Genomic DNA, 11,850 nt, shown 5'->3' on the forward strand with positions numbered 1-11,850 from the left:
GCGATCTTAGCGACACAAGGGGACGATTCACCTTCGGACCCAGCCTGCTTCACGTCGGCTTTCGCAGCCCGCCCTCAGCTTCCCAGGACACCGGCTGCCCGTTCGAGGGGCAGCCGAAATCAGGCGAACGAAGTGCGCGGCGATGGAAGCCACCCGTACGGCAACGGGTTTGCGGGCTTCAGTTCGCCATGGGAACAGGGCAAGCCATGTCCCCTTCCTCGCAATTCAAATAACCCGCGAAGTCGTCGATGCGGGATTGCGTCAAGCCATCCATGCACTGTGCAACGAGCATGGGCATCACGCTTCCTCCGGCCGCTTGCGCAGTCTGAAAGCTGCATTCCGCATCGCGAAACTTCACCCAGTCGCGCTGCGCCTGAACAAGCAATTTCTTCGTATCGGCGTCGCCTTGCAGGCGACCTTCGATCTGCTTGTAAAGATCATTGAGCTTCTTATCGGACTTTTCGAATGCAGCATTGGCGCATTCGTCCATCGCCGCCTGCGTGTCGGCGTTGTCGTAGCACGCGTCCTGCGCGAGCGCGAACGCCGGCGTGGCCAGAACGATTGCGGCGGTCAGCATTGCACGAATCATCGTGGGCTCCTCCTTGAAAGAAACAGCGGTGTGTCTGGGGCGCATGCAGCGCACCCTTGTTTAAGATGGCCGTAATCGCCACTGCCGGTTCCCGCGAAATCGCTCAAGACCTGCACCAGACCTTCGTGATTTCCCGCCTGGGCCAGGGATCGGGACCGGCTTGACAGACAGCCACCAGAATGGCCGCGCGAGCAAAGCCGATTGCGTTTCGCTCGGGCATTCCCGCACCTTGCGGCTTCGCGCGCCCAACTCCACGCGCAAGTTGAAACACATGAAAGAACAGATTCCAGAAGATGAAGCAAAAAGTGGGATGCATTTTTGATGTTTGGGTGAATTTTTAGCAAACGCTCACCGTACGCCAGGCCGTATTGCATGCAGCACATCCGCCTTTTCAACCACGAAACAAGGGGCGATTTCGTGAAACTCGCGCTCGGTTGCCGAAAAGCGGGGCGCGACGGCGCCATAACGAAACGATTTCGACCGGTTTCGAATTCGAGGACCTGCCGATGGGCTGACGGGAGCGGCGGGGCCCGATCCGATCTTCGCCCCTGTCGCGCCACGTTCCGATCCGGATAGACTGCTAATGCAGATTCGTTTGGGCCCTTACCGGGATTTCCCCGGAGCACTTTGGAGACAAGACGTGACAGCGAACCCATCCCGTGACGTGAACCGGAAGATTGCACGCGCCGCTCTGTTCGGCGCCTGTTTTGCCCTCACACCGGCCATGACGCCCGCATTCGCGGAGATTGTCGATAGCGGGCGTATCGAGACGATCACGCTGTCCTCCGGCGGGCTCGCCGAAATCAGGCGTTCCGCGCGCGTCGACGGAGACGGCACGCTGCACATCGATATTCCGCTCGATCAGGTGGACGATTTCCTGAAAAGCCTCGTGGTGCGGGATCCGGCGGGTACGATCGGCGCGGTGACGCTCGACGGGCTGTCGCCGGTCGAGGAAACGTTTCGGCGTCTGCCCTTCGACGCCGTGGAAATGGGGTCCGTGCCGGCGCTGGCCGCCGCGCTGCAGGGCGTCTCCGTGCGTGCCACTTCCGGCGGGCGCACGGTCGAGGGCATGATCCTCGGTGTGGATACACAGCAGACAGGCGGCGAAACCGCCCCCCGAACCGAACGCGTTCTTTCGGTGATGACAGAAGAAGGCACGGTGGAAATCCTGAAGCTTGGAACCGACACCGAACTCGAGATTCGCGACAAAACCATGCGCGAGAAACTCCGCCAGGCCGCGCAGGTCAGCGGGCGTGGTCGAACGGATGCCATCCGTTCGGTGGCGATCGCGCTGTCGGGAACCGGCGAGCGCGATATCGCCGTTTCCTACGTGGTGCCAGCGCCCGTTTGGAAAACGGCCTATCGTCTCGTTTCGGACAGTGCGAACACGACGCGTCTTCAAGCATGGGCCGTGATCGAAAACGCGACGGGCGAGGACTGGAAAGCCATCGACCTGACGCTGTCTTCCGGCGCACCCGTCACGCTCGCCCAACGGTTACACCAGCGTTACTGGAGCGAGCGCCCGGAAATCCCCGTGACCGCAGGCAATGCGGCACCGCCCCGCCGCGACGACGCGGCCGGCATTGAAACGGCGGAGATGGATGCCGCGCCCCGGCGTGCCCGGGCTTTCGGTCATGCCGCATCGCCCGCGCCCCGGGCGGATCTGGCATTGGCATCGCCCTCGGAACCGACCAACCGGAGCCAGGCGCGCGAAGGCGAGACAAGCGCCACCTATCATCTGCCCAATGCCATCGACCTGGCGGCGGGACAAAGCCTTTCCGTGCCGTTCGTCGATGCCGAAATTCAGGCCGAGCGCGTCTCCGTTTTCCAGCCTGAGCGCAATGAGATTCATCCGGTCGCGGCCGTGTTTCTGCGAAACGATACCGAAGCCAGCCTGCCACCCGGCATCGTCACGGTTTACGAGGCGGTGAGCGGCTATGTGGGCGACGCCCAGCTTTCGGGCATACCCGCCGGCGAAAGCCGCATGGCGAGTTTCGCCAGCGATCGCAAGGTCGAAATCACCATGCAGACGAATCCGCACGAAATCGTCGGCGCGGTTTCCATAGCCGACGGCATCCTACGAACGACCACGGTTTCGCGAAACGCCACCGACTACACAATCAAGGGTGCCACGGACGCCGAACGCACCATCCTGATCGAACATCCGCGCCGCGACGGATGGCAGATGAGCTCGGCCTCGCTCGACAGCGCCACACCGACACATTATCGCCTGCGCGCAACGGTGAACGCTGGCGGCACATCCACCGTGAAAGCCGTGATGGAACGCAGCCGCACGGAGCGCTTCGCTCTTGTCGACGCCAGCGCCGACGCGATATTCGCCTGGGCCGGCTCGGCCGCCGACAGCGAGACAAGGGAGAGGCTGACGGCGCTTGCCGCACTCAAACGCGAGGCGTCGACCGCCGAACGCGCTGTCAGCGAAGTGCAGCAGGCGCTGGAGCGGACCGTGAACGACCAAGCCCGCATCCGCGACAATCTCGGTTCGGTCCCCGGGCAAAGCGCGCTCGGTCAGCGCTACATACGCATGCTCCAGGAACAAGAGAACCGGATCGCCGAGCTCGACGACAAGAGAAGCGGGGCGGAAGCCGAGCTCAAGCGTCTGAATGACGAGGTCCGGGAGTTTGTCGGCAAGCTACGATGAAGCATTGGACCGAAAACCGGCGTCCACTTTTCGGCCCGACGCTCTAGAAATCGTCCACCGAGCCCGCACCCAACGCCGCGCCGGCTCCGAGCGGCGCCAGGCCGCCAACCGCCCCCGTGCGATCGGCAAGCCGCGCGATCAGAAAACGTCGCAGCCCAAAGAGCGCCATGACCGGCAGCGCAACCGTCACAAGCGCGCCCCCGTCGGCGAGAAGGAACGACCACACGATCGCCGCGGCCGATGCAAGCAGAAGCGCCAGTGAATACGGCCAGCGCGCGCCCCGCGCTCCGGCAACCCCGATGAAGCCGCCGCGTGTAAACATAAGCGCGCACCCGGTCAGAAAAACGGTGATCAAGACGCCCTTGTACGCGACCGCGACAATGGCGTCGCTCCAGGCCGCCATACCGAACCGATACAGCCCCACGATCAACGGGGTGATCAACAGGAGATGAACGTTTATGCCGAGAAGCACCGGGTGAAACCGCAGGCGGCAGACCCGGAAGCCAACGAGCACACAGGCAGCGAGTGCCACACCAATCCAGCCGGCGATCTCTTGATCGGTTCCGCTACGCCACAGCGCGACAAAGATCAGGGAAGGAAGGCTTTCCACAATATCCGACAGCCATTCCCGCTGCATCGACGGTTTGCGCATGCGCTTCTCTCGCTCTCTCCTATTTGCGGTCCACCGCGCCGACATCCAGCAGAGGCGCGGCGTCGAGAGCGCCGGCATTGAGCATTGCACCGACACGCTCCAGCGCGGCGACGATCATGCCCTGCTCCCAGTCGGGCAGCGCTTGAAACTGCTCCGAAAAGGTCTTCTGCAAGGGATCGGGCGCGGCGGTGAGCAGGGCCCGGCCGACCTCCGTCGGCGCCACCCATACGACACGCTTGTCGCGCTCGCTGCGCGTACGCGTCACAAGCCCCCGCGCCTCCAGCTTGTCCACAAGGGAGGTGGCAGTGGCCTGCCCGACGCCGGCGTTCCCGGCAATGTCCTTCGGCGTGGCACGCCCGGCGGCGGCAACGATCTCAAGCACAATCAACTGGGGGGTGGTCAGACCCGTGGCACGCGCCAGGGTACGCGCGTTCAGTTCCGTCGCACGCAGGATGCGCCGCAGCGCGATCAGGCTTGTCTCGGTACGATCTTCCATGCCGCGATTCCCCAAATCCGGAGGCCGAAGGGGCGATTCTTCGACGCCGCTCTCCATATCCACATGGATAGCAGAGAAAATATAATTTGATTAGCGAATAAAATTTCGTGCTGAATCTTTTGATTATCAGGCGTTTGGCGCCATAACGGAACCAATTTTGATTCTAGCGGTTGAAATATCCTTCGATAGTCATAATATCCGGCGCGCTATGAGGAGACCAATGGCCAGTACCGACATCAAGCTTGTACGCAAGCGATCGCCTGAAATTGTCTATCGCCCCCCGCGCAAGGAAGACGGCGCGGACGTTTGGCGGCTCATTCAGTCCTGCGAGCCGCTCGACGAGAATTCCCTCTATTGCAACCTGCTGCAATGCGACCATTTCGGCGACACCTGCATCGCCGCCGAAAGGACCAGCGACGGAGCGCTGGTCGGCTGGGTTTCAGCCTATCTTCTGCCGGACGAGGACAACACTTTGTTCGTCTGGCAGGTTGCCGTGGACCAGAGCGTTCAGGGCATGGGCGTGGGCAAGAAACTGCTCGCCGCGCTGCTCGACCGCGAAGCCTGCGAGAACGTGCAGGCACTTAAGACCACCATCACCTCCGACAACAAGGCGAGCTGGGGCCTTTTTTCCTCGCTGGCCCGTTTCAGAGGCGGTGAACTGAGCCACGAGCCTTACTTCCGCAAGGATGCACATTTCGACGGCAAACACGCCACCGAACATATGGTGACGATCGAATTCGCCGAAGGAGCATCCTCGGACATGCGCGGAAACTGGGTTTCCCTGCGCAGTGCCGACGAGGCGAGAAGCGACGATGCCGCCTGACGGCGGCATCCCAATTCGCACGACCGAAAAAAATCCGAAGGAAAAAAGATGACGACCGTTACGACGGACGACAAACAGATTTTCACGCGACGCGAGTCGGAAGCGCGCAGCTATTGCCGCAGCTTCCCCAGCGTGTTCGCCAAGGCCCAGGGCGCGACCCTGACCGATGCCGAGGGGCGCGACTATATCGACTTCCTCGCCGGTTGCTCGACGCTGAACTATGGCCACAACGACCCGGACATGAAAGCCGCGCTGATCGAGCATATCGAGCGCGACGGCGTGACGCACGGCCTCGACATGCACACCGACGCCAAGGCCGCGTTCCTGAAGACGTTCGAGCGCCTTATCCTACGCCCGCGCGACATGGACCATCGCGTCATGTTCACCGGCCCGACCGGGGCCAATGCCATCGAGGCCGCACTGAAGCTCGCCCGCAAGGTGACCGGACGCCAGAACGTCGTCTCCTTCACCAACGGCTTTCATGGCGTGACGCTCGGTGCGCTTGCCGCGACCGGCAACGGCTATCATCGCGGCGGCGCCGGCGTTCCGCTCAACCATGTCACGCGAATGCCTTATGACGGCGCGATGGGCGGCGACATCGACACCGCCGACCTTTTGAACCGCATGCTTTCCGAGCCTTCCAGCGGCGTCGAGAAGCCGGCGGCGATCCTGCTCGAGACCGTGCAGGGCGAAGGTGGGCTGAATGCTGCTTCCCGCGAATGGGTGCGTCGCGTAAGCGAGATCGCCCGTGCCCATGGCGCGTTGCTGATCATCGACGACATCCAGGCGGGCTGCGGCCGCACCGGCAATTTCTTCTCCTTCGAGGAAATGGGGATTTCGCCGGACATCATCACGATGGCGAAGTCGCTTTCGGGCTACGGCCTGCCGTTCGCGGCCGTTCTGGTGAAGCCGAAATACGACGTGTTCGGCCCGGCAGAGCACAACGGCACGTTCCGCGGCAACAACCACGCTTTCGTCACGGCGCGTGTGGCGCTGGAGAAATTCTGGACGGACGACACGTTCCGTTCCACCGTCGCCGAGCGCGGCGCCTATCTGGAAAAGCGCCTCAACGAGATCGCGGCGCTGCTCCCGCAGGCCCGCGTCAAGGGCCGCGGCATGATGATGGGCGTCGACGTCGGTTCCGGCGAAACGGCCAGCGACATCTGCAAGCGCTGTTTTCGCGACGGGCTGATCATCGAGACGTCGGGCGCGCATGACGAGGTGGTGAAGATCCTCTGCCCGCTGAACATCGACCAGGAAACGTTTGCACGCGGGCTGGACATTCTTCAGTCTGCCGTTGCCGAGACAACCCAGAACACAAAAATCGCAGCGGAGTAACGAATATGATCGTGCGCGACCTGAACGAGGCGAAGAACACCGACCGTCACGTCTTCTCGGAAGGATGGGACAGCGTCCGCCTTCTTTTGAAGTCGGACGAGATGGGTTTTTCCTTTCACATAACCACCATCCATGCCGGTGCCGAACTGAACATGCATTACAAGAACCATCTTGAATGCGTTTATTGCGTCGACGGCACGGGGTCCATCGAGGACTGCGCGACCGGCGAAGTTCACAAGATCAGGCCCGGCGTGATGTATGCGCTCGACAAGAACGACAAGCATATCCTGCGCGCCGACGCCGACAAGCCGATGGTCATGGCTTGCACATTCAACCCCCCGGTGACCGGAAAGGAAGTGCATCAGGCCGACGGCTCATATGCGCTGGAGGATGCCTGACACTTAAGGACGAAGCGCCGCGTCTCCATTCGGATGCGCGGCGCCCGGAGCCATGCATCCGCCGGCGAAAACCCTGAAAGAAGAAGGAGAACGACCATGACAGCGATGTCTAAGGAACGTGACCGAAGAAGTCAGGATCCCTACCCCAGCAGGCTGCCCGAAGAACGTTGGCTGCCCCGCCAGGACCGGACCGTATGGAGCCAGTGGCGGCCCGACGCCCCGCTGACAGCACAGCAAGCCGATCAGTTCGATCGTGACGGCTTCCTGATCCTCAAAGATATTTTCACGGCTGAAGAGGTCGAGGCGCTGAAAGCCGAATCCGCGGCATTGCGCGGCGGCGAGCGTGAATTGATGGACGGCAGCGTCGTTACCGAGCCAGGCTCGAACGAAGTGCGCACCATCTTCAAGCTTCCCGAACAGAGCTCCCTCTTCAACCGTCTCGCCAGCGACCGCCGCGTTGCGGGCATCGCCAGCTTCCTGCTCGGAGACGAGGTCTACGTTCATCAGTCGCGGCTCAACTACAAGCCGGGCTTTACAGGCAAGGAATTCTACTGGCATTCGGATTTCGAGACCTGGCACGCCGAAGACGGCATGCCGCGGATGCGCGCCGTTTCCGCCTCGCTGCTCCTCACCGACAACGATGCGTTGAACGGTCCGCTGATGCTGATGCCCGGTTCGCACAAGCATTTCATCGCCTGCGCCGGCGAGACGCCGGACGACAATCACAAATCCTCGCTCAAGAAGCAGGAAGTGGGCGTTCCCTCGCACGAGGCGCTGGGCAAGCTTGCAGGCGAGCACGGCATTACCCCGGCCACCGGCAATGCCGGCACGCTGGTCTTCTTCGATTGCAACACGATGCACGGCTCCAACGGCAACATCACGCCGTTCGCACGCTCCAACGCATTCTTCGTGTTCAATGCCTTGTCGAACGGACTGACAGAACCGTTCGGCGCAAGAAAGGCCCGGCCCGATTTTCTCGCCGAGCGTGGCGAGCCAACCCCCGTCGAAATCAAGACCGGGAAACTGGCGTAAGCCGAAACAAAACTGGATATCATGACTGATCGACAAACCATGGATGCGGCCGAAAACGGCCGCATCGCTCAGCAGCCGCAAGGCCATCATACCGTCGAGAAAATCGGCGGCACCTCCATGAGCCGCGCGCGCGAACTGCTCGACACGATTCTGATCGGCAAGCGAAAGCGCGAGGCGCTCTACAACCGCGTGTTCGTCGTGTCCGCCTTCGGCGGCATCACGGACAAGCTGCTGGAACACAAGAAATCGGGCGAGCCCGGCGTCTATGCGCTTTTCTCCCATGCCGACAACGAGCATGGCTGGATGGAGGCCCTGAGCGCGGTGAACCGCGCCATGCACACCATCAACGAGGAGATGTTCGACGAGGCTGCCGACCGGCACGCCGCCGACGACTTCGTGCGCGAGCGCATCGAGGGCGCACGCGGCTGCCTGATCGACCTGCAACGGCTCTGCTCCTACGGGCACTTCCAGCTCGGCGAGCACATGCAGACCATCCGTGAGCTTCTGTCGGCACTGGGCGAAGCGCACTCGGCCAACAATCTGGCCCTGCTTCTGCGCCGCGAGGGCGTCAACGCGCGCTTTATCGACCTGACCGGCTGGCGCGACGAAACGCAGCCAAGCCTCAACGAACGGATCGAACAGGCTTTCGACGAGATCGATCTTTCACGCGAGCTGCCCATCGTCACCGGCTATTCCCAGTGCCGCGAAGGGCTCATGCGCGAGTTCGACCGTGGCTATTCGGAGGTAACCTTCGCCACGATTGCCGCGCTAACCGGCGCGCGCGAGGCGATCATTCACAAGGAATTCCACCTCTCGAGCGCCGACCCGCGCCTGGTGGGCACGGAGAACGTGCGCAAAATCGGCCGCACCAATTACGATGTCGCCGACCAGCTCTCCAATATGGGCATGGAGGCAATCCACCCGAAGGCGGCCAAAAAGCTTCGCCAGGCAGGCGTGCCGCTGCGCGTCGCCAACGCGTTCGAGCCCGAGGATCCAGGGACGTTGATCGACGCGGAGCCGGCCACCAGTGCCGGCGTGGAGATGGTCACCGGCCTACCGGTTACCTCGCTGGAGCTTTTCGAGCAGGACATGGTGGGTGTTAAGGGCTACGATGCGGCGATCCTCGAAGCGCTGACGCGCCACAAGGTGCGCATCGTCTCCAAGAGCTCCAACGCCAACTCCATCGTGCACCACCTTGAAGCGACGCTGAAATCGGTTCGTCGCGTGGAGCGCGATCTCGCCGAACGTTATCCCGCCGCCCGCATCACCGCGCGGCGTGCCAGCATGGTGTCGGTCATCGGCCGCGACCTGACCGGACTGGGCATTATGCTGAACGGCCTCAAGGCGCTGGACGAAGCCGGTGTCGAGCCGCTCGCCTCGCAGGAGACCGGCCGTGGCGTGGACGTACAATTCCTGGTGCGCAGCGAAGACCTCGAACAGGCCGTCAAAACGCTGCACCGGGCCTTCATAGAAGAGGGGGAGGAAGCGATGAAGGAAGCGGCCTGAGCGCCGTTTCCTTCATCGCAACCCAAACCGGCTCGCAAAAACCGGCTGTACTTGTCGGACATCGCTCGTATCCTTCGTCCTTCGGGGGTGAAACGAAGGAGACGACGATGTCGTATGTCGATGGTTTTGTTCTCGCCGTGCCCAAGGCCAACCTCGAAGCCTACAAGGACATGGCCCGCCTCGCGGGAGATGTCTGGAAGGAATATGGCGCGCTCGCCTATGTGGAAGCCGTGGCCGACGACGTGCCATACGGGGAAACGACTTCATTCCCGCGCGCCGTGCAGGCGAAGGATGACGAAACGGTGATCTTCTCCTGGGTCGTCTATCCCTCGCGCGCCGAACGCGATGCAATCAACAAGGCGGTCATGGCCGATCCGCGCCTCCAGGGAGACGACTGGAAAGACGTCTTCGACGGAAAGCGCATGATCTATGGCGGTTTCGAGACTTTCCTGGAATTGTGAGACGTCGCGCTGCGCTCATCGCGCCAGCACGTCGCTCCATTCGGGGTGCCGGCGAAACTGGGCGGCGGCGAAAGGGCACAGCGGCCGGATCCTGATGCCGTCGCGACGCGCGTTTTCGACGGCGCGCGTCACCAGCGCCAGGCCGACACCCTGCCCGCGAAACGCATCGGGCACGTCTGTGTGGTCGATGATGATCTGGCTCGTGCCAACCTTCGAAAAGGTCATTTCAGCCTCGTGACCGCCGGCGCGGTAGACATACCGGCCCTTGCTGTCGCCGTCTTCGATGGTGATGGGTTCGATCGCGTTCATGCCTTGCCCTTTCAGCTTTCAAGAAACGACGCCAGGAACCGACCTGCCGCCGCGGTTTCGTTCGGACGCAACTCGTGCCCGCCCGTATGCCATTCGATCTGCGCCTTGGCGCCGGCCTCCTCAAGGTAGCTCAGAAGTCGTGTCGTCAGAGGCTCCGGACAGATCGGATCGCGCCGGCCCGCCGTGACGAGAAAGCGCGTCGTCACCGCCCCGTCGGCCCAAACGGGTGCAAAGGGGATCAACGGATGCATAAGCACCGCGGCATGGAAGAGCCGCGGCGCGGAGAAAGCGACGGAAGCCAGAATATTGGCTCCGTTGGAGTAACCGAGACCGAGAACGGAACTCGGCCGCTCACGTTGCACATGGGCGGCGACGAAGTCCCGCATCCGAACGGTTGCACGCGCGAGGTCCTCCATGTCGTAGACGCCCTCGCCGGTGCGGCGGAAGAAACGCGCCGCGCCCTGCTCGTTCACATCGCCGCGCGGCGACACCAATCCGGCTCCGGGCGCCAGCTCCGCACCCAGCTGCAGGAGCTGACGCTCGTCGCCGCCTGTTCCATGAAAAAGGAACAGGAGCGGTTTTCCCGGCCCCGCCGAGGCCAGGTGATGGACATAATTGTCGGTTGCCATGAGCTAGCCTCCGATTTTCGGCAGCGATGCCTCGAGCCGGGAACGCAGATGCGCATGCTGCCTGGGCAGTTTCAGAGCCTCACCCAGATGCGCCATGTCCTCGTCATTGGCAAAGCCCGGCTCGTTGGTGGCGATTTCAAACAGAACGCCCCCCGGAGCACGAAAGTAGATCGAGTGGAAATAATCCCGATCGATCACGGGTGTGATCTGGAAGCCTTCCGCGGTTAGCGCCTCGCGGGCGGCAAGCTGAGCAGCGTCGTCGGCGACGGCAAAAGCGATATGGTGTACGGATCCGGCACCCTGCCGCGCCGATGGCGCATCCGCATGGGTTTCGAGATCGATCAGATCCGCCCCATTGCCGCCGCCACGCCGCATACGCAGGATTCCGTTTTCTTCGGCAAGCGGCCTGTAACCCATCAACGAAAGAAGCGCTTCGGTGCCGCCACGGTCACGCAAAACCAGAGAGGCGGAGTGGAAACCGCGGATCGCCGCATCGTCGGCTATGCCGCCGCCGCTCCAGGGTTCCCGTGCATCAGACTCGGCTTCGACAAGCGCAAAACCGTCGCCGTCCGCACCGTCGAAGCGCAGACGGGCATCGCCGAAACGCGTTTCGCGGACAAGGCCGCCGACACCGCTTTCCTCGAAGCGCCGCGCCCAGAAATCCAGGCTGCCCTTCGGCACGGCATAAACCGTCGCGCCCACTTCGCCCACACCGCGTTTGCCCGCCACGATGTCGGGGAACGGGAAATAGGTCATCACGGTGCCGGGCTGGCCAGTGCCGTTGGCATAGTAGAGATGGTAGACGTCAGGGGCATCGAAATTGACGGTCTTCTTCACACGGCGCAGGCCCAAGGTTTCGGTTATGAACCGGTCCGTTCTCCGTGCGTCCCGCGCCATGGAGGTGATGTGATGAATGCCTTCGATCTGGGTAAGCATGACAATCCTTTCCGATCCGGCC

At 62.5% G+C, this 11,850-nt stretch carries 13 protein-coding genes; 7 read left to right on the forward strand and 6 right to left on the reverse strand.

The window, feature by feature from the left end; genetic code table 11:
• Positions 1 to 178: 178 nt before the first annotated feature.
• A complete protein-coding gene (locus QZ638_RS06910) occupies positions 179 to 589 on the reverse strand; it encodes a lysozyme inhibitor LprI family protein (protein WP_295808304.1) in 411 nt (136 codons plus the stop codon).
• Between the two features lie 640 nt (positions 590 to 1,229).
• On the opposite strand from QZ638_RS06910, the gene QZ638_RS06915 reads away from it, so the two are divergent.
• A complete protein-coding gene (locus tag QZ638_RS06915) occupies positions 1,230 to 3,248 on the forward strand; it encodes a DUF4139 domain-containing protein (protein ID WP_295808305.1) in 2,019 nt (672 codons plus the stop codon).
• A 43-nt stretch (positions 3,249 to 3,291) separates the two neighbouring features.
• Here QZ638_RS06915 and QZ638_RS06920 read toward each other — a convergent pair whose 3' ends face one another.
• Together QZ638_RS06920 and QZ638_RS06925 are read right to left on the reverse strand one after the other, a co-directional pair.
• Entirely contained in the window at positions 3,292 to 3,900 is a 609-nt protein-coding gene (locus tag QZ638_RS06920; protein ID WP_295808306.1) for a hypothetical protein, read from the reverse strand.
• Positions 3,901 to 3,919: 19 nt separating this feature from the next.
• The gene (locus tag QZ638_RS06925; protein ID WP_295808309.1) at positions 3,920 to 4,396 is read right to left on the reverse strand and encodes a MarR family transcriptional regulator; all 477 of its coding nucleotides are present in this window, start codon (positions 4,394 to 4,396) and stop codon (positions 3,920 to 3,922) included.
• 220 nt (positions 4,397 to 4,616) lie between these two features.
• On the opposite strand from QZ638_RS06925, the gene ectA reads away from it, so the two are divergent.
• The 6 genes from ectA (at position 4,617) to QZ638_RS06955 (ending at position 9,954) form a co-directional block, all read left to right on the forward strand.
• Entirely contained in the window at positions 4,617 to 5,219 is a 603-nt protein-coding gene (ectA, locus tag QZ638_RS06930; RefSeq protein ID WP_295808310.1) for a diaminobutyrate acetyltransferase, read from the forward strand.
• A gap of 48 nt (positions 5,220 to 5,267) precedes the next feature.
• Positions 5,268 to 6,557: a diaminobutyrate--2-oxoglutarate transaminase gene (gene ectB / locus QZ638_RS06935; protein WP_295808312.1), complete on the forward strand. Its 1,290-nt coding sequence runs from the start codon at positions 5,268 to 5,270 to the stop codon at positions 6,555 to 6,557.
• A 5-nt stretch (positions 6,558 to 6,562) separates the two neighbouring features.
• Positions 6,563 to 6,955 (forward strand): ectoine synthase, encoded by a 393-nt coding sequence (locus tag QZ638_RS06940; RefSeq protein ID WP_295808314.1) that lies wholly within the window; start codon positions 6,563 to 6,565, stop codon positions 6,953 to 6,955.
• A 96-nt stretch (positions 6,956 to 7,051) separates the two neighbouring features.
• The gene (gene thpD / locus QZ638_RS06945) at positions 7,052 to 7,987 is read left to right on the forward strand and encodes an ectoine hydroxylase (protein ID WP_295808316.1); all 936 of its coding nucleotides are present in this window, start codon (positions 7,052 to 7,054) and stop codon (positions 7,985 to 7,987) included.
• Positions 7,988 to 8,008: 21 nt separating this feature from the next.
• Positions 8,009 to 9,493 carry an aspartate kinase gene (locus QZ638_RS06950; RefSeq protein ID WP_295808318.1) on the forward strand — a complete coding sequence of 495 codons (1,485 nt, stop codon included), beginning with the start codon at positions 8,009 to 8,011 and terminating at the stop codon, positions 9,491 to 9,493.
• A 107-nt stretch (positions 9,494 to 9,600) separates the two neighbouring features.
• Entirely contained in the window at positions 9,601 to 9,954 is a 354-nt protein-coding gene (locus QZ638_RS06955) for a DUF1428 family protein (RefSeq protein ID WP_295808322.1), read from the forward strand.
• Between the two features lie 15 nt (positions 9,955 to 9,969).
• Here QZ638_RS06955 and QZ638_RS06960 read toward each other — a convergent pair whose 3' ends face one another.
• Genes QZ638_RS06960 through QZ638_RS06970 form a run of 3 tightly spaced genes read right to left on the reverse strand, consistent with a single transcriptional unit; the run spans position 9,970 to position 11,828 of the window.
• Positions 9,970 to 10,263 (reverse strand): GNAT family N-acetyltransferase, encoded by a 294-nt coding sequence (locus QZ638_RS06960; protein ID WP_295808323.1) that lies wholly within the window; start codon positions 10,261 to 10,263, stop codon positions 9,970 to 9,972.
• A gap of 11 nt (positions 10,264 to 10,274) precedes the next feature.
• Positions 10,275 to 10,892, reverse strand: coding sequence for an alpha/beta hydrolase (locus tag QZ638_RS06965; protein ID WP_295808325.1), 618 nt, complete (start codon positions 10,890 to 10,892; stop codon positions 10,275 to 10,277).
• A gap of 3 nt (positions 10,893 to 10,895) precedes the next feature.
• The gene (locus tag QZ638_RS06970; RefSeq protein ID WP_295808326.1) at positions 10,896 to 11,828 is read right to left on the reverse strand and encodes a VOC family protein; all 933 of its coding nucleotides are present in this window, start codon (positions 11,826 to 11,828) and stop codon (positions 10,896 to 10,898) included.
• Positions 11,829 to 11,850: the final 22 nt, after the last annotated feature.

The sequence above is a fragment of the uncultured Nitratireductor sp. genome, from assembly GCF_913053745.1.
Taxonomy (GTDB): Bacteria; Pseudomonadota; Alphaproteobacteria; order Rhizobiales; family Rhizobiaceae; genus Nitratireductor.